Genomic DNA, 26,831 nt, shown 5'->3' with positions numbered 1-26,831 from the left:
TGCGGGGGAGATCCAGACGGGTCTCCCCCGCTGCGTTATGTGGCGCATGCCACAGTCCCCCCGTTTGTCCGATGTCATAATCCTTGTTAATTGTGTGTCTTTGGCCGCAAATTCCTTTTCAACTTTGGCAAGGATGTGACCTATGAGCGATATCGCCCTGACCGTCAGCATGTTGGCGCTGGCGGCCGTCATTGGGCTGTGGATGGGGAACTGGAAGCTGTACGGCGTTGGGCTGGGCATCGGCGGCGTGCTGTTCGGCGGCATCCTGGTCGGCCACTTCGCCCAGAGCGGGCAAATCAACCTGAACGGGGACATGCTGCACTTTATCCAGGAGTTTGGCCTGATCCTGTTCGTGTACACCATCGGCATTCAGGTCGGCCCCGGTTTCTTCTCTTCGCTGCGCGTCTCCGGGCTGCGCCTCAACGCCTTCGCGGTGCTACTGGTGCTGACCGGCGGCGTCGTGGCGGCGGCGGTACACAAGCTGTTCGACGTGCCGCTGCCGATCATCCTCGGCGTGTTCTCCGGCGCGGTCACCAACACCCCGGCGCTGGGCGCCGGTCAGCAAATCCTGACCGATCTCGGTTCCGATCCGGCGTTGGTGGACGGCATGGGGATGGGTTACGCCATGGCCTATCCGTTCGGCATATGCGGCATCCTGCTGGTGATGTGGCTGATTCGGCTGTTTTTCCGCATCAACATCGAGCGCGAGGCGCAGGCGTTTGAAAGCAGCCTGGGCAATCAGCGTGAGCTGCTGCACGCCATCAACGTGGCGGTGCGCAACCCCAATCTGCAGGGCATGGCGATCAAGCAGGTGCCGCTGCTCAACGGTGAAGCGATCGTCTGTTCGCGCCTCAAACGCGGGGAGCTGCTGATGGTGCCGGCGCCGCACGAGCGGCTGGAGCTGGGCGACTACCTGCACCTGGTGGGCAAACGCGAAGATTTGGAGAACGCCCGACTGGTGATCGGCGAAGAGGTGGACGCCTCGCTGTCCACGCGCGGCACCGCGCTGCAGGTGGTGAGGGCGGTGGTGACCAACGAGCAGGTGCTGGGCAAGAAAATCCGCGATCTGAACCTGAAGCAGAAGTATGACGTGGTGATTTCACGCCTCAACCGCGCCGGCGTGGAGCTGGTGGCCGGCAGCAACGTGACGCTGCAGTTCGGCGACATTCTGAACCTGGTCGGCCGGCCGGAGGCCATCGACGCGGTGACGGCAATCGTCGGCAACGCCCAACAAAAACTGCAGCAGGTGCAGATGCTGCCGGTGTTTATCGGCATCGGCCTTGGGGTGCTGCTCGGCTCCATTCCGCTGTTCGTGCCCGGCTTCCCGGCGGCATTGCGGCTGGGGCTGGCCGGCGGGCCGCTGGTGGCGGCGCTGATCCTGGGGCGCATCGGCAGCATCGGCAAGCTGTACTGGTTTATGCCGCCGAGCGCCAACCTGGCGCTGCGCGAACTGGGTATCGTGCTGTTTCTGGCGGTGGTCGGATTGAAGTCGGGTGGCAACTTCATCGATACCTTGCTGCACGGCGAGGGGCTGACGTGGGTCGGGTACGGCGCGTTGATCACCGCCATTCCGCTGCTGAGCGTCGGTATTCTGGCGCGCACGGTGGGCAAGATGAACTACCTGACGCTGTCCGGCATGCTGGCGGGATCGATGACCGATCCGCCGGCGCTGGCCTTCGCCAACGGTCTGCATCCTACCAGCGGCGCCGCCGCGCTGTCTTACGCCACCGTGTATCCGCTGGCGATGTTCCTGCGCATCATGTCGCCGCAGCTGCTGGCGGTGCTGTTCTGGACGCTGTAACGCTGCCCGACTACAGCCGATAAGGCATTAACACGCCGTTGTCAGTGCCAAAATCTTTGGGGTTGCGGGAGATGAGCGTCCGGAACCCCACCTGCGCGGTGGCCCAGACAATGGCGTCCGGCAGCTTCACATGCTGTGAGTGGCGCAGTTCTACGGCGCGTTCGGCAACTTCATCGGTAATAGGCAGCAGCAGGAATTGCCCTAAAAACTGGCGCGTTTTCAACTCCAGCGCCGGCCCCTGTTTTTTGGCACCCACCATCACTTCCATCCAGGTGATGGCGCTAATAGCCGGGTTGATGTGGTATTCGGTCAGAACGTCTTTGGCTTGAGGAATGCCGTTGAGATAATCGATCAGGATATTGGTGTCGAATAACGCCCGTTGAGCCACCATTATTCCCACTCCTCGCGCTGACGATTTTCGTAGTCTACGCCATCGCCCATCGCCCCGGACCAGAGCCCGAAAGCATTGCTGGGATCTTCAACGTGGTTCTCCGTCAGATAACGGGAGACGGCCTGACGGATGATTTCGGCCCGGGGAATGTGGCGGATATTTTTCAGATTGTCGAGCTGCCGCAGGTCTTCTTCAGGTAAATCGATCACGATGCGAGTCATCGCTAGCCCTCCAAAAAAAAGATATACGATATATGCATCGTATATCTTTATCGGTCGATTTTCAATCAGCTGGCGTTAGCCTTCCTGATGCGCGCGTTCGATCTCTTCCGCCAGGATCGCCACGCCGCGCTCGATTTTCTCCGGATCGGGCACGTAGTTCATGCGCATGCACTGGTGGGTGTGCGGCCATTCGTGCTCCAGCCCCGGGAAGAAGTAATGGCCCGGCACCATCAGCACGCCGCGCTTTTTCAGGCGCTGATACAGTACTTCGGTGGTGATCGGCAGATCTTTGAACCACAGCCAGAGGAAGATAGCCCCTTCCGGTTTGTGGATCAGGCAGCGCTCCGGCGACAGGTAGCGGCGGATAATCTCGATGGTGTGCTCGACGCGCTGTTTGTAGAACGGGCGAATCACCTCGTTCGACAGGCGCAGCAGATCGCCGCGCGCGATCATTTCCGTCGCCATCGCCGGCCCCATGCTGCCCGGCGACAGGCTGATGATGCCGTTCATGTTGGTCAGCGCGGTGATCACCTTCTCGTCGGCGATCACGATGCCGCAGCGCGAGCCCGGTAGGCCGAGCTTGGACAGGCTCATGCACAGGATGGTGTTCGGGTTCCACAGCGGCGTGGCGTCGCTGAAGATGATGCCGGGGAACGGCACGCCGTAGGCGTTGTCGATCACCAGCGGAATGTCGCGCTGCTGCGCCAGCAGGTCGAGCTTCATCAGCTCTTCGTCGGTGATCACGTTGCCGGTCGGGTTGGTCGGCCGCGAAACGCAGATCATGCCGATGTCGTCGCCGATGGTGAGGTGTTCGAAATCAACGTGATATTTGAACTGGCCGTCCGGCAGCAGCTCGATGTTCGGTTTGGCGGAGACGAACAGCCCTTCGTCCAGCCCGGCGTCGGCATAGCCGATGTATTCCGGCGCCAGCGGGAACAGCACGCGGCGGCGCGAACCGTCGGCGTAGCGGCCGGCGAACAGGTTGAACAAGTAGAAAAACGCGCTTTGGCTGCCGTTAGTCAGTGCAATATTCTGTGGCGAAATCTCCCAGCCGAGCTCGTCGCGCAGCAGATTGGCCAGCGCTTTCAGCAGCGCGTCCTTGCCTTGCGGGCCGTCGTAGTTGCACAGCGCTTCGGTCAGTTTGCCCTGATCGAGCATCTCCTGGCACAGCTGTTTGAAGTAGGCTTCCATCTCTGGGATCTGCGCCGGGTTGCCGCCGCCGAGCATGATGGCACCGGGGGTGCGCAGGCCTTCGTTCAGGTCGTCCATCAAACGGGTAATGCCCGCATAACGGGTAAATTTTTCGCCGAAAAGTGAGAAAGTCATAGGTGCAGCAGTACTGTTTCTTAGCAGGTAATCCCCCACCATACCGCCAGACAAATCCCGCTGCAACGCGGCCGATAAATCGACCAATGGGCACAAACTTCGCCCATTGGCCGATTGGTAGCATATTACGCTGGATTATTGTGACCGTTCGCCGGCCCACACCACCATCACCTTATCGTCGCCGAGCCGGCGGCTGAAGGCGTAGTAGGCGGCGTGTGGCTGCGGGGTTTGCACGCCGCCGCCGATCGCCGGATGGCGAGCGCGGAACTGCCCCAACCGTTGCCAGTGGGCCAGCATCGGGGCTTTTTCCCCCAGCAGCTCACGCCAGTTCATGTCGGAGCGGGTGCCCTGCAGCGGATCGGAACCGGTGGGGCCGAGCGGGCGGCCGCTTTCATCGCCGTAGTAAATCTGCACCGCGCCCGGCGCCAGCAACAGCAGGTTCGCCGCCCGCTGTTGCAGCGGCAGCGAGCCTTTGGCGTCGCTGGCGAAGAACAGCCGGGTGTCGTGTGAAGAGAGGTAGCTCAGCACGTTGAAATCCTGCAGCCGCTCGGCCATCTGCCGGTAGGTGGCATCAATGTCGGCAAAGCAGCCCAATGCCTGCGCCGCCTGGTCCTGGAAGTCGAAGTTGATCATCGCGTCGAAGCCGTTTTGGTAATAGTCGCTTTTCATCACCCCGTGGCCCCAGGCCTCGCCGGTCATCCAAAACGGCGCGTCATCCAGCGCCTGCTGCGGATGATCCGCTTTCCACGCCGCCAATGCCGCCGTGGCGCGCTGCTTCAACAGCGCCAGCGTCGGTTTTTCCACGTGCTTGGCGGTATCGACGCGAAAACCGTCGATGCCGTAATCGCGCACCCACTGGCTGAGCCAGACGGTCAGGTAATCGCGGGTGGTGGCGCCGGGCATGTCGCGCGCGGCGGTGTCGGGTTTGTGGCGATAGAACAGCGGCAGGCCGCTGGCGCCGGGCGCTTCGGTTTTGATGTCCGGCAGGAAGGCCAGCGACATCGTCAGATCGTCATAGCCCGGTGAGTCATAGTCGCCGATGTCGGTGCGGATCCAGTTTTTCCCCCACCATTGGCGCCAGCCCGCCTTGTCGCTGAAGTTGATGTAGTCGTTGAAACTGTGCCAGTTTTGCCCTGGCCCGGGGCGCCAGTCGCCCCAGTTTTTCCCCAGGGTTTTCTCCACCTCCGCGCCTTGCAGATACAGCGAGCCGAAGTGAAACGTCTGCATATCCGCCAGCGTGGCGTAACCGACATGGTTCACCACCACGTCGAACAGAATGCGAATGCCGCGCCGATGCGCTTGTTCGACCAGCGTGCGCAGCTCCTGTTCGGTGCCCATGTTGGCGTCGAGGCGAGTCCAGTCCAGCGCGTAATAGCCGTGATAGGCGTAATGCGGGAAATCGCCTTTGGTGCCGCCGCCGACCCAGCCGTGGATCTGCTCCAGCGGCGAGCTGATCCACAAGGCGTTGACGCCGAGCTGCTGCAGATAATCCAGTTTTTGCGTCAGGCCGGCCAGATCGCCGCCGTGAAAGGTGCCTATTTCCTGCAGGCCGTCGCTGCGGCGCCCGTAGCTGTGGTCGTTGGCCGGGTTGCCGTTCTCAAAGCGATCGGTCAGCACGAAGTAGACTGTGGCGTTATGCCAGCTGAACGCCGCCGGTTTCGCCGTGGCGGCGGACTCCAGCAGCAACAGGCCGCCGCTGGCGGCGGTGGGCTGCAGCGTGATTTTCCCCTGGCTCACCTGCGCCGTTTGGCCGGAATAGAAATCGCGCAGCGTTTCGCCTTCGGCGAAGGTGGAGGCGACGTCGACCGTGACCGGCTTGCCGTCCCAGCGCGGGCAGCTGCGGGCAACAACGGCGGCGCTTTCCGGCGCGCTGCGCAGGCTGAGCTGCAGCGTCGGCGTGCCGCTGCGGGTGTCGATGCGCACCTGATAGTCGCCGGCGCGGAACTGCCGCCAGCTGGCCGGCGGATGGGCGCCGCAGGGCTGCAGCGACAGCGTCTGGTTAAGCTTCACCGCCTCGGCCGGCTGCCAGCAGTGGTTATCCAGATACAGGCGCAGCGGCAGTTGGCCTTTGGGCAGCGCGGCCTGGCTGGTAAACAGCCCGGCGGCAGTTTCGTCGAAGGCCGGGAAACCCGGCAGCGTCCAGCCGGCCAGCACCGAAGGCGACAGCAGCATCAACAAGGGCAGGGGTAACAGTTTCATGGCTCTCCTTACGCGCGGCAGGAAGCGTTTTTCTCGCAGGGTAGCGCCCAGTGTGGCAAACGGCGGAAAAATAGCCTCCTCCCTGCGAGGGTTTTTCGGGGAGGAGAGAAAGGGCGGAGCGTTTTCGGATTGATTCGGCTTGGCTTTGCGCGCGCGCTGCGGCAGATTAAACGATGAACATCAAAGGAGGTTAGCGATGACGGACAAAAACTGGCGAGAAGAGATCGTTCAGGCAATTCAGGATGCCGAATTGCAGCACTTCGCCGAAGAACATCAGCTGCAGGCGCTGTTCGCGCCGCAGCAGGAAGAGCAACACGGCCGGTTATCCGCAGACCACCGGCCGCGCTGAGTTATTTCCGCAACAGCTGCGGGTTGACGCAGTTTTCTTTCACCGTGCCGGTCAACGCGGCGATCAAATTATCCACCGCGCAGGCGGCCATGCCGTAGCGCGTTTCATGGGTGGCGGAGCCGATGTGCGGCAACGCCACCACGTTCGGCATGCTGAGCAGCGGTGAGTTGGCCGGCAGCGGCTCTTTCTCGAACACGTCCAACCCGGCGGCGAGGATCACGCCGTTTTGCAGCGCTTCGATCAGCGCCTGCTCATCCACCACCGGCCCGCGGCCGGCGTTGATCAGAATGCCGCTTTTCTTCATCTTCGCCAACTGATCGCGGCCGATCATGTGGAAGGTTTGTTCGGTCAGCGGCAGCGTGATGCAAACGAAATCCGACTCGGCCAGCAGGGTATCCAGATCGCAGCGGCGCGCATTAAAGCGCTGCTCCGCCTCTTCGTGCGTGCGGCGGGCGTTGTACAGCACCGGCATGCCGAAGCCGAAGTGCGCGCGCTGCGCCAGCGCCAGGCCGATGCGCCCCATGCCGAGGATGCCGATGGTTTTATGGTGCACGTCGACGCCGAACCAGTCCGGCCCGATGCTGCCGCGCCATTCGCCGGCCTTCACCCGTTCCGCCACTTCCACCACCCGGCGCGCGGTCGCCAGCACCAGGCTCATGATGGTGTCGGCGACGGTTTCGGTCAGCACCGTCGGGGTGTGCATCAACAGCACGTTATGGGCGTTGAGCGCCTCGACGTCGAAGTTGTCGTAGCCGACGGAAACGGTCGAGGCCGCGCGCAGTTTGGGCGCCTGCTGCAGGAAGGCTTCGTCAATTTTACCGCCGGAACCGATGATCCCTTCGGCCTGCTGCAGCGCCTGGCGCAGTTCGTCGCGGTTCTCCGGCTGCAGGCCGTTGAAGGCGTGCACGGTGAAGTGCTGTTCCAGACGTTCACGCAGATCGGCGGGCAGGCTTTTGTACAATACGATAGAAGGCTTCATCACGAACTCCAGCTGGGCCAAAGGGGGCATGGCGCCCCCCGGTTGGGTTAACAGATAAAAAGTATAACCGGATCAAGCCAATTGCGGCTGGATCTCGTTGCGGGCGGGTTTGACGATCAGCGTCAACACCACCGCCACCACCAGTGCGATGGCCATAAACATGTAAGAGGCCGCCGGGCTGCCGGTGGCGCCATTCAGATAGCCGACGAACCACGAACCGAAGAACGACCCCAGCGCGCCCATGCTGTTGATCAGCGCCATGGCGCCCCCGGCGACGTTTTTCGGCAGCATTTCCGGAATGATGGCGAAGAACGGCCCGTAGGGGGCGTACATCGCGGCGCCGGCGACCACCAGCAGGCCGTAGGAGATCCAGAAGTGGTTGGCGCCGACGGCGTAAGAGCCGAAGAACGCCAGCGCGCCGATCAGCAGCAGCGGCCAGACGAACAGCTTGCGGTTTTGCATTTTGTCCGACGCCCAGGAGACCACGATCATGGCGATGGTCGCCGCCAGGTAAGGCACCGCCGACAGCCAGCCGGCTTCCACCATGCCCATCTGCATGCCGCTGCGCAGGATGGAAGGCAGCCACAGCACGAAGCCGTACACGCCGATGCTCCAGGCGAAGTACTGCACGCACAGCAGGATCACGTTGCGCGAACGGAAGGCTTCGCCGTAGTTGCGCACGGCCTTGATGCCTTTCTGCTCTTCGTCCAGCTGCTGCTGCAGCGCCTGTTTCTCATCGGCACTCAACCAGCCGGCCTGCGCCGGTTTGTCTTTCGCCAGCACCCACCAGCAGAACGCCCAGATAACCGCCGGAATGCCCTCGATGATGAACATTTCACGCCAGCCGAAGGCGTGGATCAGGTAGCCGGACACCACCGACATCCACAGCACCGTCACCGGGTTGCCGAGGATCAGGAAGGTATTGGCGCGTGACCGCTCCGATTTGGTGAACCAGTTGCTGATGTAGATCAGCATCGCCGGCATTACCGCCGCTTCCACCACGCCGAGGATAAAGCGGATGGCGGCCAGCATCGGAATATTGCTCACCACGCCGGTCAGCGAGGCGCAGCCGCCCCACAGGATCAGGCACCAGAAGATCAGTTTTTTGACGCTGCGGCGTTCGGCGTAGATGGCGCCGGGAATTTGGAAGAAGAAATAACCGAGGAAAAACAGCGCGCCCAGCAGCGAGGACATGCCTTTGGTGATGCCGAGATCTTCATTGATGCCGGCGGCAGAGGCGAAGCTGAAGTTGGCGCGATCGAGATAGGCCAGGCTGTAGGTGATAAACACGATGGGCATGATGTACCACCAGCGTTTGGCCGCGACAGTCGCTTTGTTCATGTTCAGTATCCTTCAGTGGTGTTGCGTCCCCTTCGCCCGGCACGCTGGGCATGCAAGAGGAAGGGGCAGATGCTCTCCCGACGCGTCCCGGTTGTAGGGCCAGAGGCTGACGTCATGCGGAGAAGTCGTTTTTTTTATTGTTATTCGGCCAGCGCCGCGCGGGTCGGCAGGCCCTCGCTGTCGCCGATGGCCTGGATCGCCAGCGAACCGATTTTGTTGCCGCGCTGCACCGCCTGTATCAGCGTTTTGCCTTCCAGCAGGGCGCTGAGGGTGCCGACGGCAAAGCCGTCACCGGCGCCGACGGTATCCACCACGTTGTCGACCTTGACCGCGGCCACCGCCGCCTTGTCGCCGGCGGCGGTTTTAAACCAGGCGCCGTCCGGGCCGGTTTTGATGATCACCGCCTGCACGCCGCGTTCCAGATAGAAATCGGCGATGCCTTCCGGCGTCGATTGGCCGGTGAGGATCTGCCCCTCTTTCAGCCCCGGCAGCACCCAGTCGGCGGCGAACGCCAGCTGGTTCAGCTGCTCGATCATCACCTCGCGGCTGGGCCACAGCACCGGGCGCAGATTGGGATCGAACGAAATGGTTTTGCCCATGGCGCGCATCTCGCGCGCCGCATGGTGGCACAGCGCCAGCGATTCGCTGGACAGCGCCGCCGCCACGCCGCTCAGGTGCAGGTGGCGCGCAGAACCGAAATACTCAGGGTTGAAATCGGTGACCGACAGGTGGCTGGCCGCCGAGCCTTTGCGGAAGTATTCCACGCTGGGATCGGTACCATCGGCGGTTTTGGATTTCACCTGAAAGCCGGTGGGATAGTGGCCGTCGACCGTCACCTGCCGGTAGTTGATGCCTTCTTTTTTCAGCTGCTGCAGGGTGAAGCGGCCGAACGAATCGTTGCCGACGCGGCTGACCCAGCCGACATTCATGCCCAGGCGCGCCAGGCCGATCGCCACGTTCAGCTCGGCGCCGGCGATGCGTTTGGTGAAGGTTTCCACCTCCGCCAAATCGCCGGTTTGCGCCGCCACGAACATCGCCATGGCTTCGCCCAGCGTGACCACATCCAGGGGCGCCTGCTGCGCCGTCGTTGCCGTTAACGTTGTCATCATGGGGTTACTCCGCACGCAAAATATTGACGTAATGGCGGGTGACGGCTTCCAGATCATCGCCCTGCAACGGGAATTCGATGCCGCGCGGCGCATCGTGCGGCAGGCGGGCCAGCAGATCGCGCCAGCTGCCGTCGGTATCGTCCAGCGCGACGGCGCGCCAGCCGCGCGGGCCTTGGGTGGCGGCTTTGACGTGCACGTAACCGACGTGGCGGGCCAGGCGTTCGGCGGCGGCGAAAGCGTCTTGCCCCACCCACAGCCAGTTGGCCATATCGAAGGTCATGCTGACCGGCAGGTGGCTATCTTCCGCGGCGTGGAAAAAGGCGTTCAGCATCGACAAAATGCCGCAGTCCGGCGTCTGATCGTTTTCGACCACCAGTTTGACCGGGTGCTGCTCCAGCGCCACTTTCAGCTCGGTAAAATCAAAACCGGGGCGGAAATGGCCAAGGGACAGCTTCAGCTGGCGCGCGTTCAGCGCCTGCGCTTCCGCCAGCAGCGCCGCCAGGTTGGGGTTCAGCGTATGTTGCGGGGTGAACAGCGCCTCAGGAGCGGAGTAGACGGCGAACAACTGTTGGCGATCGATTTCTTGCGCCAGGGCCGGCAGGCTGTCCAATTCGCCGGCGGCGAACAGTTCGCGGCGGATCTCCACCCCGTCGGCGCCCGCGCCGGCGATGATGGGCAACAGCGCGCGCTGGCCGCCGTATTGTTTGACGGTATCGGTGCCGTAGGCGCCGGTGACCACGATGATTTCTGTTTTCATTTTGACTCCTGAGGCGGCATTGTCGCCGCCGCTGCTGTTACCGGTACGTTAAATGGAACCGGTTCCAGCGAAAAGCGACAGAGTGTAAAAATATGATCGCAATCACGAAGCTGAGCAAAAAACAGCCGATGAGGGCGGGGCGGGCAACGGCCCCGGAGAAGGCGGGTTAGCGGGTGGTGGAGCCGCGGACGATCAGCTCGCCGGAGAACATCTGCTCGCCGCTGGGGGCTGCCAGGCCCTGAATGCGCTGCACCAGCCGCTCCAGCGCCGCGTGCCCCATTTGGTAGGTGGGCTGTTTCAGCGTGGTGATGCCGACGCCCGCCAGCTCCGCCCACTCCAGCTCGTCGAAGCCCAGCAGGCCGATGTCGTTGCCCCACTGGATGCCGAGCCGGCGCATGGCGCGCGCCACCTGCAGCGTCAGGGCGCCGTTGGCGGAGATCACCGCCTTGCGCATGCCGCGATGGCGGTCGCTGAAATCGCTCAGCACCTGCTCCAGCTTCTGCCGATCGTTGAGCGGCGTTTCGGCCTGCTCCGCCGACAGCGTGGGGTGCTGCGCCATGGTATGTCTGAAAGCGTGCAGGCGCTCGAGACGGGTATTGACCGTACCGAGCGGCTCGCTGAGGAACAAAATCGCTTCGAAACCTTGTTGCAGCAGGTGTTCGGTGGCGACGGTGGCGGCTTCGCGGTTGTTCAGACCCACCACGTCGCAGGCGAAATCGGGGATTTTGCGGTCGATCAGCACCATCGGCAGCATCGACTGCTGCAGCGTGGATAACGCTTCCTCGCGCATGCCGACCGCGTTGACCACGATGCCCTCCACCCGGTAACTGCTGAGCAGCTGCAGGTAGTGCTGTTCCTGATTGACTTCGTTGTTGGTGTTACACACCAGCAGGGTAAAGCCGTGCTGGCGGCAGGCAGCCTCGATGCCGCGCATCACGTCCACCGAATAGGGGTTGGTGATATCGGCGAGGATCAGGCCGATCAGGCGGGTCTGGCCGCCCTTCAGGCTGCGCGCCATCTGGCTTGGCCGGTAGTCGAGCTGCTGGATCGCCTGTTCGATGCGCTGTTTGAGATCGTCGGAAAGCAGGTGCTGTTCACCATTCAGATAGCGCGACACGCTGGTCTTGCCGGTTTTGGCGATGCTGGCCACATCGCTGATGGTGGCGCGTCCTGAGGCGCGCGTTGCCTTGCCTGTGCTCACAGCCGAGCCCTCCTGCGGTTAATTGCCAAGGAGACTACCATACCCGATGTGCGGGCGGGAATGTTGAAGGGTAAGGAGAAAGTCGCAGGGAGGCGGCGGGGCGCCGGTGGCGCCCCGCACGGGATTACTGCAGCGGGCTGAGGGTGATCTCGACGCGGCGGTTTTGCGCCTTGCCTTCCGCGGTGCTGTTGGAGGCGATCGGGTTGTCCGGACCGGCACCGGTGGTGCGGATACGGTTCGCCGCCACGCCCTGGGTGATCAGCGCGCTGGCTACGCCGTCGGCGCGCTGCTGCGACAGGTTCATGTTGAGCGAGCGGGAGCCGGTGCTGTCGGTGTAGCCGACAACGTTGACCGCGGTTTTCGGATACTCTTTCAGCACCATGGCGACGCCGGTCAGGGTGTTGGCGCCCGCCGGTTTCAGCGTGGCGCTGCTGCTGTCGAAGGTCACGTTGTTCGGCATGTTCAGCACGATGTTGTCGCCCTGGCGGGTGACGCTGACGCCGGTGCCTTTCATCTTGTCGCGCAGTTTGGCTTCCTGCACGTCCATGTAATAGCCAGCGCCGCCGCCGAGGGCTGCACCGGCCGCTGCGCCGATCAGCGCGCCCTTGCCGCGATCTTTCTTGGAAGAGGACAGCACGCCGACGCCGGCGCCCAGTGCGGCCCCGAGGCCCGCGCCGATGCCGGATTTACCGGCTTCGGATTCGCCGGTGTAAGGGTTGGTGGTACAGGCCGACAGCGCGAGCGTGAGGCTCACGGCGCCGGCAATAATTGCAATGCGTTTTTTCATGTTCTTGTCCTTAATGGCATCAGAATCTGTACGCGCCGGCCCAAAGCGGGGACGCAAAAAAAAGTGGGTGACGCAGGGAGCCCGCGTCGCCGCGCTACCTATGACGCGCGGTTTCGCCGGCAGTTCCGGAGAAAAACGTGACAAATGATGAGCGCGGGTAAGTGCTGGGGGAGTTATGCGGTAAAACGCCGGGCGGCGCTATGCAGCGGATTCTTAATTGTGCGCATCCGGAGTGCAGATGCGCCTTTTTTAAGCATAACGGGTTGAATTTTCGACTGCCGGCCAGTTCATGATCAGCGTATAGGCCTGGGTTTCATCGTTGAACAGGCGCTGCGTCACCTGAAAACCGTGCCTGTGGTAGAACGCGCAGGCGCGCAGGTTCTGCTGGTACACCTCCAGGCTGAGCCGGCGGTAGCGCTGCTGCACGTGCGTCATCAGCGCCTGGGCGACGCCGCGGCCGTGAAACGCCCGCTCGACAAACAGCGCGCCGATGAACTGCTCGTCCAGCACGCTGATAAAGCCGACGATCTCGTCGTCATGCCAGCAGGCCCAGCTTTGCGCGCGCGGCAGGTAGTTTTCACGCACCAGCGCGGCGCTCTCACGCCAGTATTTTTCCGCCACGAACGGATGAGCGGCGATGGTGCTGGGCAGCCATAGCGCCATCAGCCGGTCGATATCCTCCGGGCCACAGGGGCGGATCACCGTGGCTTTGGGTAGCACATGCATCCCGTGAGATGATCGTTCACCAGCCCGCTGGCCTGCATGAAGGCGTAACAAACGGTGGAGCCGATAAACTTGAAGCCGCGTTTTTTTAGCGCCTTGGACATGGCGTCGGACTGCTCGGTTTTGGCCGGCACCTGGTTCAGCGCCTGCCAGCGGTTGAGCTGCGGCCTGCCGCCGACGAAGTCCCAAATGAAGGTAACGAAATTCTCGCCGGCCGCCTCCATCGCCAGATAGGCTTTGGCGTTGGTGATGATGGCTTCTATCTTGCCGCGGTGGCGGATGATGCCGCTGTCCTGCAGCAGATTTTCCACGTCCTGTTCGGTCATGGCGGCGACCCGCTGCGGATCGAAACCGTGGAAAGCGCGGCGGTAGTTCTCGCGCTTTTTCAGCACGGTGATCCAGGAAAGGCCGGCCTGTTGCCCCTCGAGGCACAGCATTTCAAACAGCTCGCGCGCGTCGGTGGTGGGCGCGCCCCATTCCTGGTCGTGATACTCGAGATACAACGGATCGGCCGTCACCCAACCGCAACGTTCGTCTGCCATCCTGACTGTCCTTATGCTGTATTTATGAACAGTAATCATCGCTCGAAGCGCCGAACTTGGCAAGCCTCTGATTGTTTTGTCATCAGCCCGCTTGACGTGACGAAAAAGCCGACAATAGTTACTACATGGCCGGTGGAAAACCGGCCAACGATAAAAACGACATTGCCTTCATTTGCAGGCTCTCAGGAGTCGATTCATGCCTCTAAAAATAACGTGCATGCCCCGCCCGGCGGCGCTTGCAGTGGCGTTGCTTTGCAGTGTGACCCTTCCGGCTCAGGCGTACGATCAACTCTACGTCTTTGGCGATAGCCTGAGCGATACCGGCAACAACGGCCGGTTCACCTATGACGGTAACCAGCACCTGCTGTACGACGAAGCGTTGGCGCAACGCATCGGGGCGGCGCTGGTGGCTTCGGACAACGGCGGTGAGAACTACGCCGCCGGCGGCGCCGTGGCGGTGCCGGGCCTGAACCCGGCCGACAACACCCAGGATCAGGTGCAGCGCTATCTGAACCGGGTCAACGGCCAGGCCGACGGCGACGGTTTTTACGTTCATTGGATCGGCGGCAACGATCTGGCGGCGGCGGCATTAAATGCCGCTACCGCGCCCGGCGTGGCCTATAACAGCGCCGCCGCGGCAGCCGCGCAGGTGCATTCGCTGCTGAACGCCGGTGCCGGCACGGTGATCGTGCCGACGGTGCCGAACATCGGCTCCACGCCGCAGCTGATGGAATTGATCATTCAACAGGCGCTGTCGCCGGTGCAGGGGGCGGCGATCCAGGCGGCCTATGCCACGCTTAATTCGGTGGCGACGCCGGACAACGCTTCACGCACGCAGGCGATCCACGCGGCGTTGGCCGCCGCGGCGAAGCAGGGCAGCGCCATTCCTCAGGTGCAGCAGGCGATCGCCACGCAGCTTATCGCGGCGTATGACAGCCTGAGCGCGCAGGCCGCCCAGCTGACCGATTTCTATAATCAAAGTGAAGACCGTTTGCTGGCGCAGGGCGGCGGCAATATCGTGCGGGTGGACGTCAACAAGCTGTTCGCCGAAGCGATCGCCAATCCGGCGCAGTTCGGCTTCGCTAACACCGCCGGCATGGCTTGCCCGCCGGGCGTTTCCTCGGCGGTCTGCAGCTCCGATATGCCCGGCTTCGACGCCGGCCAGTCCTATCTGTTCTCCGACCATTTCCACCCGAGCCCGCAGGCGCACCTGCTGATTGCGGATTATATCCAGGCGGTGTTGGATGGCCCGGCGCAGGTGGTGGCGCTGAATCAGGCGACGGCGGCGATGGCGCGCGACAGCCGCGCCACGCTCGACAGCCGCTTCCAGCAGCTGCGCCACGGCGAAAACCCGCAGGGTTCGCTGGGCGTGTTCGGCGGTTACGCCGGCCAGCACTATGACTATGCCGATAACCGGGCTGCGGGGGAGGGCAACGCCACCACCCACAACCTGACCGTCGGGGTGGACTATCAGCTGACCGACGGCTGGCTGATCGGCGCGTTGATCGCCGGTTCCAACGACGATCAACATCCTTCCAGCCGCTTTGATTACAAGGCGCGCGGGCTGCTGCTGTCGGCTTTCAGTTCACTGGCGATATTCGAGCAGGGCTGGGTCAACGCCGATTTGCACTATACGACGATGGATTATGACGACATCCGCCGCAGCCTGCGGCTGGGGCCGCTGACGCGCACCGAAACCGGTTCGACCACCGGCAGGCAGTGGGGCGCGCGCGTGACCGCCGGCTATGACTTCCCGATCGCTTCTTACCTTACCACCGGGCCGGTGGCGCAGTTCGCCTGGGATTACAGCCGCGTTTCCGGCTACAGCGAAGATGGCGATGACAGCACCGCCATGCGCTTCAACGATCAAACCTACCACTCGCAGATCGGCGCGTTGGGCTGGCGGCTGGATACGCAATTCGGCGTGTTTAACCCTTATGCGGAAGTGAGTTATCAGCACCAGTTCGGTGACGACGTCTACCGCGCCGGCGGCGGCCTGAAATCGACGCAAACCTCGTTCACCCGCGACAGTGCGGGCCAGGACAAAAACTGGGTGGATGTCACGTTGGGGGCCAACATGCCGTTGACGGACAGGGTATCGGCCTTCGCCACCGTCTCGCAAACCGGCGGGCTGAGCAGCGGCGAACAGTTTATGTATAACGTCGGCGTCAGCGCGCGTTTTTGAATTGGCCATCGGCGCGTTCAAGGGCGCAGGATCAGGATAAGCCATAAGGTCTGATAAGGGATTTATGCGAAAGGCGGCTTGGGGGGAATTATGCGGGCCGCAGTGACGTTGGCGGAAATACAAAAAAAAACTGATCCTATGAAAGGATCAGGTAGCCACTTGGCCAACACCAGGGAAAATTTTATTTATTATTGTATAACCAAAGATTAACTGTCAATTTGTTTCTGTGGCCCGTTAGCGCCGTATTTCATCCATGGCCATTCCTTCCATACCCAACGCGTCGGCACGCCGCGCGATATCGCCTTATTTTTCACGACATAAGAAATAATCTGGCACTTGATCACATTATCTCTCGATGCAGGGAGTTTTTTAGTTGATAAAATTAACAAAAATAACATTGGTGCAACTTTATCTCGTGGGAAATATAAGGATATACGCACGTAAATCAGCTGAAATTTGGTCGATGAAGAGGGAAATAGCGTTCAGCCAATTGACTATTTAAACGGCGGTGAGTGATGTTTTTGTTAAGGGGATCTAATGTGTGTGCCGGGTATATCTTTCTGAACGGCAAGGTAACCGGCCGGCGTGTTGTCCTTCCCGCTGTGCCCGCCGCGGGAAAATCCAGCGCTTCTCGTCCCGATTCGCACTTGTTGCCGGATTCTGGCTGTATATCTTACGGTCAAAGGGTATACTGGCGCATTCCATCTAAATCCACTTGTATCGCGTGCGAATTCAACATGCAAAAGTTTGATACCAAGACCTTCCAGGGCCTGATCCTGACACTGCAGGATTATTGGGCGCGCCAGGGCTGCACCATCGTTCAACCATTGGACATGGAAGTCGGCGCGGGAACCTCACACCCGATGACGTGCCTGCGCGCACTGGGGCCGGAGCCGATGGCCGCCGCCTATGTGCAGCCATCCCGCCGCCCGACCGACGGCCGCTACGGTGAAAACCCGAACCGTCTGCAGCACTACTACCAGTTCCAGGTGGTGATTAAGCCATCGCCGGACAACATTCAGGAACTCTACCTGGGCTCGCTGAAAGAGCTGGGTCTGGATCCGACCATCCACGACATTCGCTTCGTGGAAGACAACTGGGAAAACCCGACGCTCGGCGCCTGGGGCCTGGGTTGGGAAGTGTGGCTGAACGGCATGGAAGTGACGCAGTTCACCTACTTCCAGCAGGTCGGCGGCCTGGAGTGCAAGCCGGTGACCGGCGAGATCACTTACGGCCTGGAGCGCCTGGCGATGTACATCCAGGGCGTGGACAGCGTATATGATCTGGTGTGGAGCAACGGCCCGCTGGGCGTCACCACCTACGGCGACGTGTTCCACCAGAACGAAGTGGAGCAGTCCACCTACAACTTCGAATACGCCGATGTCGACTTCCTGTTCTCCTGCTTCGAGCAGTACGAGAAAGAAGCCCAATCGCTGCTGGCGCTGGAAAAACCGCTGCCGCTGCCGGCCTACGAACGCATCCTGAAGGCGGGCCATACCTTCAACCTGCTGGACGCGCGCAAGGCGATTTCGGTGACCGAGCGTCAACGCTACATTCTGCGCATCCGCACGCTGACCAAAGCCGTTGCCGAAGCCTACTACGCTTCCCGCGAAGCGCTGGGCTTCCCGATGTGCAACAAGAAGAACGAGAACTAAGAGGCAGCCATGACTCAACAGACTTTCCTGGTGGAAATCGGCACGGAAGAGCTGCCGCCGAAGGCTCTTCGTTCCCTGGCGGAATCTTTCGCCGCCAACTTCACCGCCGAGCTGGACAACGCCGGCCTGGAACACGGTGACGTGAGCTGGTTCGCCGCACCGCGCCGTCTGGCGCTGAAAGTGGCCAACCTGAGCGCGGCGCAGGCCGATCGCGAAATTGAAAAACGCGGCCCGGCGATCGCCCAGGCGTTCGACGCCGAAGGCAAACCGAGCAAAGCGGCCGAAGGCTGGGCGCGCGGCTGCGGCATCACCGTCGATCAGGCTGAACGCCTGGTGACCGACAAGGGCGAGTGGTTGATGTACCGCGCCCACGTCAAAGGCCAGTCGGCGCAGGCGCTGCTGGCCGGCATGGTCAGCACCGCGCTGGCCAAACTGCCGATTCCGAAACTGATGCGTTGGGGCGACTCCGACGTGCAGTTCGTGCGTCCGGTGCACACCGTCACGATGCTGTTGGGCGCCGATCTGATCCCGGGCACCGTGCTGGGCATCGACTCTGCGCGCACCGTGCGCGGCCACCGCTTCATGGGCGAAGCCGAGTTCACCCTCGACAACGCCGACCAATACCCGCAGATCCTGCTGGAGCGCGGCAAAGTGGTCGCCGATTATGAAGCGCGTAAAGCCCTCATCAAGCGCGATGCCGAGCTGGCGGCGCAGAAGATTGGCGGCAAGGCCGATCTGAGCGACAGCCTGCTGGAAGAAGTGGCCTCGCTGGTGGAATGGCCGGTGGTGCTGACCGCCAAATTCGAAGAGAAATTCCTGGCGGTGCCGGCGGAAGCGCTGGTGTACACCATGAAGGGCGACCAGAAGTATTTCCCGGTGTACGACGCCGCGGGCAAACTGCTGCCGAACTTTATCTTCGTGGCCAACATCGAGTCGAAAGACCCGCAGCAGATCATCTCCGGTAACGAAAAGGTGGTGCGTCCGCGCCTGGCCGACGCCGAGTTCTTCTTCAACACTGACCGCAAGAAACGCCTGGAAGACAACCTGCCGCGCCTGGAAACCGTGCTGTTCCAACAGCAGCTGGGCACCCTGCGCGACAAGACCGACCGTATTCAGGCGCTGGCGGGCTGGGTTGCCGGCCAGATCGGCGCCGACGTCAACCACGCCACCCGCGCGGGCCTGCTGTCGAAGTGCGACCTGATGACCAACATGGTGTTCGAATTCACCGACACCCAGGGCGTGATGGGCATGCACTACGCGCGCCACGACGGTGAGGCGGAAGACGTCGCCGTTGCGCTGAACGAGCAGTATCAGCCGCGCTACGCCGGCGATGCGCTGCCGCAGTCGTTGGTGGCCTGTTCCCTGGCGATCGCCGACAAGATGGACACCCTGGCCGGCATCTTCGGCATCGGGCAGCATCCGAAAGGCGATAAAGACCCGTTCGCGCTGCGCCGCGCCGCGCTGGGCGTATTGCGCATCATCGTCGAAAAAAACCTGCCGCTGGATCTGCAGACCCTGACCGAAGAGGCCGTGCGCCTGTACGGCAGCAAGCTGACCAACGCCAAGGTGGTCGACGAGGTGGTGGAATTCATGCTGGGCCGCTTCCGCGCCTGGTATCAGGAGGAAGGCCACGCTGTCGATACCATTCAGGCGGTGCTGGCGCGCCGTCCGACCAAGCCGGCCGACTTCGACGCGCGCGTCAAGGCGGTCTCCCACTTCCGTACGCTGGAAGCGGCGGCGGCGCTGGCTGCGGCCAACAAACGCGTCTCCAACATTCTGGCCAAGTCTACCGAAACGCTGAACGACAGCGTGCGCGCCTCGGTGCTGAAGGACGCAGCGGAGATCCAGCTGGCGACTCACCTGGTGGTACTGCGCGACAAGCTGCAGCCGTACTTCGCGGCGGGCAACTACCAGGAAGCGCTGGTGGAGCTGGCTGCGCTGCGCGAGCCGGTGGATGCGTTCTTCGACAACGTGATGGTCATGGCGGACGATGCGGAAGTGCGCGTGAACCGTCTGACGCTGTTGAGCAAGCTGCGCGAACTGTTCCTGCAGGTGGCGGATATCTCTGTGCTGCAGTAAGCGGCCTCTCTGCTGTGAAAAGGCGCCTGCGGGCGCCTTTTTTATTTCCGTTTCCTGGGTGCGAAGGCAAGGTCGCCTGGCGACTTGGGGGGCGACTTGGGGAAATTGAAGCGTCCGGTCGCCGACGGCAATGAGCCTCAGTGCGTTTTGCGCACGATTTTCAACCGCATCCGGCCGGGGCAATGCTCATCGCAAGTGGAATCGCGTATCGGAATGCCGCCAGTTGATCTATTCTTATAGGCGCACGGAGTGCGGAAAAAGGGGCGGAGTCCAATGAAAAAGCAGGTTTATAACAGGAGTTATGTCACATGGCGGTAGGGATCCAGAGCAGAGGTTTCGCGCGTTGGTTGGCACCGGTATTGGCATTGTTGGTGGTCATGCAATTGACCGCCTGCGGCGATAAAGAGCCGGAACAGCGCAAAGCATTTATCGATTACTTACAGAATACCGTGATGCGCAGCGGGGCGAACATCCCCACGCTGAGCGAAGACCAGAAGCAGAAGTTCGGCAACTATGCCGGCGATTACGCGATTTTGGTCGGCTTTTCGCAGCAGCTGTCCAAGTCGGTCGGCGCCAGCCTGACGCCGGCGCTGGATCAGATTAACCAGATCCGCACCGCGCAGGACTACCTGAACAAACGCGACGCGCTGCAGCAATCGGTCGGCGCGTTGAACCTGCTGGGCCAGCAGATCCAGTCTGCTAAATCGCAGGCGGATACCGCCCGCGCGGCGCTGAAGCAGCCCGACGATCTGAAGGCGGTGTACAACCAGGCCTATGACAAGATCGTTACCGCACCGGCCAATGCCTTGATGCCGGCGATCCCGACCACCGCCGGCTTCGTGCAGGATCTGGTGCAGGTTGGCGATTTCCTGCAGAGCCAGGGCAACCAGGTCAGCTTCAACAACAACGGCGTGCAGTTCCGCACCGCGCAGCAGGTGGCGCAGTACAACACCATGATGTCGAATCTGGTGGCCAAGCAGCAGAACCTGCTGAATGCGCAGAAAGCCGTTCAAAGCGTGACGCAATAACGCACCGCATTCACGACATACGGGCCGGCATTGCCGGCCCGTTTTTATAATTTAGTAGCTAATTTAGTTGACAATATAAAATAATGACTGATGATTTATTTTTTATTATATCACTGACTTATTCAACTTTGCTTTTTGTGCTTTCATCCTTTTTTCCAAACAAATACCCTAAGGATAGGGTGATTATTGGAGTAAACACTGCCCAAGATTCTTTTGTATAGGTTAGGATGTTTTCACCACCAGTCGACAGCACATCAATTACAAGAATGAAAGTCAGCACACATGCATATAAAGTGAGGACGAAGGATATTACATACCAAATAGTACTTGTTTTTGCCTGTTCACCGGAACCAGTGATATTTGTTATATTAAAATCTTTTTTTACATCTACACCAATATCTCCCTCTAAATTTGCGGTGTTCTTAGCTATAATGTTTTTTTCAGAGGTGTGGTTATTAGTAATAATAACTTTGCTCTCGTTGTTATTGTTTGCGTTTTCGTTGTCAATAATCTCACTATTAGCATCATCAGCCGTGCTCATTATGCGTCGCCCTCAAGAGAACCTTTTTCTGATTCTTCATTGGATTTACTGGCAAAAATTAAAAAAAGTTCAATTCCGGCTTTAGAGAATTTTGCAACACCAATCCTCATGAAATATTTTCTTTTATCATTGTAATAGATGGGGAAAAAGTTGCTGCTAAAACCGTCTGTCAGCATTTCATCTATTTTATGTATAGTGAAGTTGATTTTTTTCTCTGAAGGCTTCTTAGTTATTTTTGCTGTTTCTCCAGTTTTTTTTACTTCGATGGATAACTCAATGTCACCTCCGACCGTGATATTGATAACTTCATTCTTTCTCGTGATAATGCTTACGCTTTCATCTATGATGAAATCATCTATAGAGAGTTTGTTTACGATTTTGTTTTCCATGTTTACCTACAAAGCTTATAAATGAAAATTGAAAATATAGCCGTAATAAAAACCATAAAACCAGGCTTTGTTATTAAATAGTAAGAATAAACTAAAAATACTTTCTTCTCTGTTCCTGTTTTAATCTTACTTATAATTTTGAATGAGAAAATGGAGAATAACATTATCATTAGCGCTGATATAATCACCCCAATGAAGTATTTATCATTCTCTAAGATATAGTTAATAATCATATGACTATCCTGGATGCGTCTTTTTATTAAAATGATAGATAAATTTCATGATTTCTCATGATTACAATGAAAATTGACTGTCAATTATATTGTTTTTTCGTTGAAATGTTAATTGATTTTATGGTGGTGGTCATGAATTAGACTACACTTCAATTAATCCATTCATTCGGCAATGTAGTTTTCTTTCATTCATCACTTCGCTAGTTCCCGGCGGGATGAATGCTCACAGGGATGATCAAACAGAGCGTCGCGATCGGCGCCGCAGTTGAAAATAAATTGTGATGTTTATCACAATTTAAAAACAAACCATCAGTTTAAAAATGTGATCAACATCACTTTATTTTGGGTTTTCAGGCGATTTTTTTCTCACTGTGCTTTTTTTACACGCCATAAGTGTGATCTTTATCACTATAAAGGGTGGTTTGTTGGGGTGTTGTATGTGATTTGTGTCACAAAAAATCCGTGAAGTTCGCATGACAAAAACAGCGTGATAGAGTCCGTTTCGCATACAGCGGCAACACGGCTGGATCGTCACAACAATAATCACGCGCTCTATTGTCAGCGCGTAACAATAGGGGTGTGTTTTATGTTTTCACCAGACATCAAGGTTAAAGTACAAAACTTTGGCCGCTTCCTGAGCAACATGGTGATGCCCAACATCGGCGCCTTTATCGCCTGGGGGATTATCACCGCGCTATTCATTCCAACCGGCTGGCTGCCGAATGAAACCTTAGCCAAGCTGGTCGGCCCGATGATCACCTACCTGCTGCCATTGCTGATCGGTTATACCGGCGGGCGGCTGGTGGGCGGCGAGCGCGGCGGTGTGGTCGGCGCTATCACCACCATGGGCGTCATCGTCGGCGCCGACATGCCGATGTTCCTCGGCTCGATGATCGCCGGTCCGCTGGGCGGCTGGGCTATCAAGCACTTTGACCGCTGGGTGGACGGCAAGATCAAAAGCGGTTTTGAAATGCTGGTGAACAACTTCTCCGCCGGCATCATCGGCATGCTGCTGGCGATCCTGGCTTTCCTGGGCATCGGGCCGCTGGTGGAGGTGCTCTCCAAGCTGCTGGCGGCGGGCGTGCACGTGATGGTGAAGAACAACCTGCTGCCACTGGCGTCCATCTTCGTTGAACCGGCGAAAATCCTGTTCCTGAACAACGCCATCAACCACGGCATCTTCTCGCCGCTGGGTATCCAGCAGGCCACGGAAGTCGGCAAGTCGGTATTCTTCCTGATCGAAGCCAACCCAGGCCCGGGCATGGGCGTACTGATGGCCTACATGTTCTTCGGTCGCGGCAGCGCCAAGCAATCCGCCGGCGGTGCGGCAATCATTCACTTCCTGGGTGGCATCCACGAAATCTACTTCCCTTACGTGCTGATGAACCCACGCCTGCTGCTGGCGGTGATCCTGGGGGGCATGACCGGCGTCTTCACCCTGACGATGCTGAACGGCGGCCTGGTTTCTCCGGCTTCTCCGGGTTCGATCCTGGCAGTGCTGGCGATGACCCCGAAAGGCGCCTACTTCGCCAACATTGCGGCGGTGTGCGCAGCCTTTGCCGTCTCCTTCGTGGTGTCCGCTTTCCTGCTGAAAACCTCCAAGGTGAAAGAGGATGACGATCTGGAAGCCGCGACCCGTCGCATGCAAGAGATGAAATCGCAGTCCAAAGGCGGCGCGGCGGCGCCGGCATCGGTCGACGGCGATCTGAGCACCGTGCGCAAAATCATCGTCGCCTGCGATGCGGGCATGGGTTCCAGCGCCATGGGCGCCGGGGTGCTGCGTAAGAAAGTGGCCGATGCCGGGCTGAAGAACATCTCGGTGACCAACAGCGCCATCAACAGCCTGCCGGACGATGTGGATCTGGTGATTACCCACCGCGATCTGACCGAGCGTGCGATGCGCCACGCGCCGCAGGCACAGCACATCTCGCTGACCAACTTCCTCGACAGCAAGCTGTACAGCGATTTGGTCGACCGTTTGCTGGCGGCCAACAAAACCAGCGACAACCAACAAAAGGTACTGGGCGCGCTGGACGACAGCTTCGAAGCCGGTGAATCGAACCTGTTCAAGCTGAGCGAGAGCAACGTGTTCCTCAACCTGCAGGCCAGCGACAAAGAGCAGGCGATCCGCTTCGCCGGCGAGCAGCTGGTGAAAGGCGGCTACGTCGAGGCGGAGTACGTGCCGGCGATGCTGGAGCGCGAGAAACTCACCTCCACCTACCTGGGCGAGTCGATCGCCGTGCCGCACGGCACCATTGAGGCCAAAGACCGGGTGCTGCGCACCGGCGTGGTGTTCTGCCAGTACCCGCAGGGCGTGCGCTTCGGCGAGGAAGAGGATGAAGTGGCCCGTCTGGTGATCGGCATCGCCGCGCGCAACAACGAGCATATCCAGGTGATCACCAGCCTGACCAACGCGCTGGATGACGAGAGCGTGATCGAGCGGCTGGCGAATACCACCAGCGTGCAGGAAGTGCTGGACCTGCTCGGCGGCAAAAAAGCCGGATAACGGAATCATTTTAAAGGGTGCAGCTTGCTGCACCCTTCGACATTAAGAAGGTAGAGTTATGAAAGCATTACATTTTGGCGCAGGGAACATCGGCCGCGGTTTTATCGGCAAGCTGCTGGCGGACGCCGGGGTTGAGCTGACCTTCGCCGACGTCAATCAAACGGTGCTGGATCTGTTGAACAGCCGTAAAAGTTATCAGGTGCACGTGGTGGGCGAGCAAGAACGCGTGGAGAGCGTCAACAACGTCAGCGCCGTCAACAGCGGCAGCGAGGCGGCGGTGGCGCTGATCGCCGAGGCGGATCTGGTGACCACTGCCGTTGGCCCGCAAATTCTCGGCAAAATCGCCGGCACGATCGCCAAAGGGCTGGTGCTGCGTCATCAGCAGGGCAATGCGCAGCCGCTGAATATCATCGCCTGCGAGAACATGGTGCGCGGCACCAGCCAGCTGAAGCAGCATGTGTTCGCTGCGCTGCCGCAGGACGAACAGGCATGGGTTGAGCAGCACGTCGGCTTCGTCGATTCGGCCGTCGACCGCATCGTGCCGCCGGCGGACAGCAGCGATCCGCTGGAAGTGACGGTGGAAACCTTCAGCGAATGGATCGTCGATCAGACCCAGTTCAAGGGCCAGCCTCCGGCGATCGCCGGCATGGAGCTGACCGATAACCTGATGGCGTTCGTCGAGCGCAAGCTGTTCACCCTCAATACCGGCCACGCCATCACCGCCTACCTTGGCCAACGGGCCGGGCTGCAAACCATTCGCGACGCCATTCTCGACCCGGCGATCCGCCGCGTGGTGAAAGGAGCGATGGAAGAGAGCGGTGCGGTGCTGATCAAGCGCTACGGCTTCGACGCCGACAAGCACGCCGCCTACATCAACAAAATCCTCGGCCGCTTCGAAAACCCGTATCTGCACGACGACGTCGAGCGCGTGGGGCGCCAGCCGCTGCGCAAACTGAGCGCCGGCGATCGCCTGATCAAACCGCTGCTGGGCACGCTGGAATACGGCCTGCCGCACGCCAACCTGATCCAGGGCATCGCCGCCGCCATGAGCTACCGCAGCGAACAGGATCCGCAGGCGCAGGAGTTGGCGGAATTGCTGAACACGCTCGGGCCGAAAGCCGCGCTGGCGCAAATTTCCGGCCTGCCGGCGGAAAGCGAGGTTGTAGAAGAGGCCGTTGCTGTGTATAACGCCATGCACAAGTAGAATCGTGATGATGAACACCCGAGCGCAGCTTGCTGCGCTCCTGCAATCCGAGTTCGACATCGACGGCCCTCCCCACGCCTTTCGAAAAGCGATGATGGAAGAAGCACAGGCATTTGAAAATCAGGTTCTGGAAAAGCTGAACGCGGGCAAAACGGTGCGCAGTTTCCTGATCGCGGCGGTAGAGCTGCTGGCGGAAGCGCTCAACGTGCTGGTGGTGCAGGTATTCCGCAAGGACGACTATGCGGTGAAATATGCCGTCGAACCGCTATTGTCCGGCAGCGGCCCGCTGGGGGAGCTGTCGGTGCGCCTGAAGCTGATGTATGGGCTGGGGGTGATCTCCCGCCACGAATATGAAGACGCCGAGCTGCTGATGGCGATGCGCGAAGAGCTGAATCACGACGGTGCGGAATACCGCTTCGTCGACGACGAAATCCTCGGGCCGTTCGGCGAGCTGCACTGCGTGGCCGCGCTGCCGCCGGCGCCGACCTTCCTGCAGCCGGGCGAAGCGGATGAAGCGCTGATCGCCATGCAGCGTCAGCGCTATCAGCAGATGGTGCGCTCCACCATGGTGCTGTCCATTACCGATCTGATCGCCGGCATCGGCGCCAAACAACCTTCCCGACTCTCTCCTCTCGGCCGCGGCTAAGCAAAGGCCGCGCGCCACTCGTCGAACAGCAACCACAGCGCGGTGGCGGCCATCAGGCCGGACATGACGCCGTTAAACGCGCGCAGCTTCCAGGCGACCTGGAGCGCGTTGCGCAACCGGTCGCCCAGCACCGCCCACAGCAGCACACAGGGTAAATTCAGCACGACGAAACCTGCGATGACGCTCAGCGTATGGAAGAAGGTGGCGCCTTCGCGCGGGGTGAACAGGATCGCCACGTTGATCACCATCAGCCAGGCCTTGGGGTTGACCGCCTGAAACAGCGCGCCGTTGAGGAAACTCATTGGCCTCACCTGCTCTTTGGCGTCCGGCGAGGCCGCCTTGAACAGTTTCCATGACAGCCACAGCAGGTAGGCGCAGCCGATCACCGCCAGCGGGAAGCGGATGACGCCGGCCCAGCTGAGCGCCAGCGCCAGCAGCGGGATAATGATAGCCAACTGCACCGCGCAGCCGGCGCCGATGCCGAACAGCATCGGCAGGGTGCGGCGCAGGCCGAAGTTGACGCCCGACGAGGCCAGCAGCAGGTTGTTGGGGCCGGGGGTAATCGACATGACGGTGACGTAGCTGACAAAGGCGGAGTCCAGCATGGCAGGTTCCTTGAAAATGACGGTAATAACGAGA

24 protein-coding genes are annotated in these 26,831 nt (G+C 60.2%); 9 read left to right on the top strand and 15 right to left on the bottom strand.

The genetic code is table 11. The features are described 5' to 3' along the window. The first annotated feature begins 142 nt into the window (after positions 1–142). Positions 143–1,801 (top strand): putative transporter, encoded by a 1,659-nt coding sequence (locus ACJ8HH_RS18785; RefSeq protein ID WP_033649549.1) that lies wholly within the window; start codon positions 143–145, stop codon positions 1,799–1,801. A 10-nt stretch (positions 1,802–1,811) separates the two neighbouring features. On the opposite strand, the gene ACJ8HH_RS18780 is transcribed toward ACJ8HH_RS18785, so the two are convergent. The 4 genes from ACJ8HH_RS18780 to ACJ8HH_RS18765 all read right to left on the bottom strand — a co-directional run bounded on the left by ACJ8HH_RS18780 (position 1,812) and on the right by ACJ8HH_RS18765 (position 5,938). Next, positions 1,812–2,192 (bottom strand): type II toxin-antitoxin system VapC family toxin, encoded by a 381-nt coding sequence (locus ACJ8HH_RS18780; RefSeq protein WP_033649548.1) that lies wholly within the window; start codon positions 2,190–2,192, stop codon positions 1,812–1,814. Further along, positions 2,192–2,413 (bottom strand): ribbon-helix-helix domain-containing protein, encoded by a 222-nt coding sequence (locus ACJ8HH_RS18775; protein WP_039568270.1) that lies wholly within the window; start codon positions 2,411–2,413, stop codon positions 2,192–2,194. Before ACJ8HH_RS18775 ends, ACJ8HH_RS18780 begins: the two co-directional genes overlap by 1 nt. Before the next feature lie 75 nt (positions 2,414–2,488). Beyond that, a complete protein-coding gene (locus ACJ8HH_RS18770) occupies positions 2,489–3,739 on the bottom strand; it encodes a valine--pyruvate transaminase (protein WP_033645138.1) in 1,251 nt (416 codons plus the stop codon). A 135-nt stretch (positions 3,740–3,874) separates the two neighbouring features. After that, positions 3,875–5,938, bottom strand: coding sequence for an alpha-amylase (locus ACJ8HH_RS18765; RefSeq protein WP_060388267.1), 2,064 nt, complete (start codon positions 5,936–5,938; stop codon positions 3,875–3,877). Positions 5,939–6,134: 196 nt separating this feature from the next. Between ACJ8HH_RS18765 and ACJ8HH_RS18760 the strand changes: the two genes are divergently transcribed. Further along, a complete protein-coding gene (locus ACJ8HH_RS18760; RefSeq protein ID WP_019455508.1) occupies positions 6,135–6,287 on the top strand; it encodes a hypothetical protein in 153 nt (50 codons plus the stop codon). 1 nt (position 6,288) lies between these two features. Here ACJ8HH_RS18760 and ghrB read toward each other — a convergent pair whose 3' ends face one another. From ghrB to ACJ8HH_RS18720, 8 genes are all read right to left on the bottom strand, one after another. Continuing rightward, entirely contained in the window at positions 6,289–7,266 is a 978-nt protein-coding gene (gene ghrB / locus ACJ8HH_RS18755) for a glyoxylate/hydroxypyruvate reductase GhrB (RefSeq protein WP_039568262.1), read from the bottom strand. Between the two features lie 72 nt (positions 7,267–7,338). Then, positions 7,339–8,607, bottom strand: a complete 1,269-nt coding sequence (locus ACJ8HH_RS18750; protein WP_033636543.1) for an MFS transporter — start codon at positions 8,605–8,607, stop codon at positions 7,339–7,341. Positions 8,608–8,747: 140 nt separating this feature from the next. Continuing rightward, positions 8,748–9,713 carry a sugar kinase gene (locus tag ACJ8HH_RS18745; RefSeq protein WP_041038167.1) on the bottom strand — a complete coding sequence of 322 codons (966 nt, stop codon included), beginning with the start codon at positions 9,711–9,713 and terminating at the stop codon, positions 8,748–8,750. Positions 9,714–9,720: 7 nt separating this feature from the next. Then, positions 9,721–10,473 carry a sugar phosphate isomerase/epimerase family protein gene (locus tag ACJ8HH_RS18740; protein ID WP_039568256.1) on the bottom strand — a complete coding sequence of 251 codons (753 nt, stop codon included), beginning with the start codon at positions 10,471–10,473 and terminating at the stop codon, positions 9,721–9,723. Between the two features lie 166 nt (positions 10,474–10,639). Further along, on the bottom strand, positions 10,640–11,674 hold the full coding sequence (locus ACJ8HH_RS18735) for a LacI family DNA-binding transcriptional regulator (protein WP_033649545.1): 1,035 nt from the start codon (positions 11,672–11,674) through the stop codon (positions 10,640–10,642). Between the two features lie 124 nt (positions 11,675–11,798). Beyond that, positions 11,799–12,461 (bottom strand): OmpA family lipoprotein, encoded by a 663-nt coding sequence (locus ACJ8HH_RS18730; protein WP_033631402.1) that lies wholly within the window; start codon positions 12,459–12,461, stop codon positions 11,799–11,801. 249 nt (positions 12,462–12,710) lie between these two features. Then, on the bottom strand, positions 12,711–13,163 hold the full coding sequence (locus tag ACJ8HH_RS18725) for an N-acetyltransferase (RefSeq protein WP_033649543.1): 453 nt from the start codon (positions 13,161–13,163) through the stop codon (positions 12,711–12,713). Next, the gene (locus tag ACJ8HH_RS18720) at positions 13,160–13,726 is read right to left on the bottom strand and encodes a DNA-3-methyladenine glycosylase I (protein WP_033636547.1); all 567 of its coding nucleotides are present in this window, start codon (positions 13,724–13,726) and stop codon (positions 13,160–13,162) included. The genes ACJ8HH_RS18725 and ACJ8HH_RS18720 overlap by 4 nt, the downstream gene beginning before the upstream one ends. Before the next feature lie 196 nt (positions 13,727–13,922). Between ACJ8HH_RS18720 and ACJ8HH_RS18715 the strand changes: the two genes are divergently transcribed. The 4 genes from ACJ8HH_RS18715 to ACJ8HH_RS18700 all read left to right on the top strand — a co-directional run bounded on the left by ACJ8HH_RS18715 (position 13,923) and on the right by ACJ8HH_RS18700 (position 20,673). Further along, positions 13,923–15,911, top strand: a complete 1,989-nt coding sequence (locus tag ACJ8HH_RS18715) for an autotransporter domain-containing esterase (RefSeq protein ID WP_033649542.1) — start codon at positions 13,923–13,925, stop codon at positions 15,909–15,911. Positions 15,912–16,648: 737 nt separating this feature from the next. After that, entirely contained in the window at positions 16,649–17,566 is a 918-nt protein-coding gene (glyQ, locus tag ACJ8HH_RS18710) for a glycine--tRNA ligase subunit alpha (protein ID WP_004933966.1), read from the top strand. 9 nt (positions 17,567–17,575) lie between these two features. Next, positions 17,576–19,645, top strand: a complete 2,070-nt coding sequence (gene glyS / locus ACJ8HH_RS18705) for a glycine--tRNA ligase subunit beta (protein WP_033649541.1) — start codon at positions 17,576–17,578, stop codon at positions 19,643–19,645. Positions 19,646–19,953: 308 nt separating this feature from the next. Next, entirely contained in the window at positions 19,954–20,673 is a 720-nt protein-coding gene (locus ACJ8HH_RS18700) for a DUF3053 domain-containing protein (protein ID WP_033636551.1), read from the top strand. Positions 20,674–20,791: 118 nt separating this feature from the next. Here the strand turns inward: ACJ8HH_RS18700 and ACJ8HH_RS18695 are convergent, their stop codons facing one another. Then, the gene (locus ACJ8HH_RS18695; protein WP_080281318.1) at positions 20,792–21,214 is read right to left on the bottom strand and encodes a hypothetical protein; all 423 of its coding nucleotides are present in this window, start codon (positions 21,212–21,214) and stop codon (positions 20,792–20,794) included. Continuing rightward, complete coding sequence (locus tag ACJ8HH_RS18690; RefSeq protein WP_033649540.1) at positions 21,214–21,603, bottom strand: hypothetical protein; 390 nt, start codon at positions 21,601–21,603, stop codon at positions 21,214–21,216. The genes ACJ8HH_RS18695 and ACJ8HH_RS18690 overlap by 1 nt, the downstream gene beginning before the upstream one ends. Positions 21,604–22,422: 819 nt before the next feature. On the opposite strand from ACJ8HH_RS18690, the gene ACJ8HH_RS18685 reads away from it, so the two are divergent. The 3 genes from ACJ8HH_RS18685 to ACJ8HH_RS18675 all read left to right on the top strand — a co-directional run bounded on the left by ACJ8HH_RS18685 (position 22,423) and on the right by ACJ8HH_RS18675 (position 26,192). Beyond that, positions 22,423–24,342 carry a PTS mannitol transporter subunit IICBA gene (locus ACJ8HH_RS18685; protein WP_033636552.1) on the top strand — a complete coding sequence of 640 codons (1,920 nt, stop codon included), beginning with the start codon at positions 22,423–22,425 and terminating at the stop codon, positions 24,340–24,342. A gap of 58 nt (positions 24,343–24,400) precedes the next feature. Further along, the gene (locus ACJ8HH_RS18680; RefSeq protein ID WP_033649538.1) at positions 24,401–25,546 is read left to right on the top strand and encodes a mannitol-1-phosphate 5-dehydrogenase; all 1,146 of its coding nucleotides are present in this window, start codon (positions 24,401–24,403) and stop codon (positions 25,544–25,546) included. Between the two features lie 91 nt (positions 25,547–25,637). Further along, entirely contained in the window at positions 25,638–26,192 is a 555-nt protein-coding gene (locus tag ACJ8HH_RS18675; RefSeq protein WP_033638634.1) for an MltR family transcriptional regulator, read from the top strand. Here the strand turns inward: ACJ8HH_RS18675 and ACJ8HH_RS18670 are convergent. After that, complete coding sequence (locus ACJ8HH_RS18670; protein WP_033649537.1) at positions 26,189–26,797, bottom strand: LysE family translocator; 609 nt, start codon at positions 26,795–26,797, stop codon at positions 26,189–26,191. The two genes, ACJ8HH_RS18675 and ACJ8HH_RS18670, sit on opposite strands and share 4 nt — an antisense overlap. Between the last annotated feature and the right edge of the window lie 34 nt (positions 26,798–26,831).

The organism is Serratia sp. CY32780 (assembly GCF_052169135.1).
Lineage (GTDB): Bacteria > Pseudomonadota > Gammaproteobacteria > Enterobacterales > Enterobacteriaceae > Serratia > Serratia sarumanii.
This window is presented reverse-complemented; position numbering and strand designations above follow the sequence as displayed.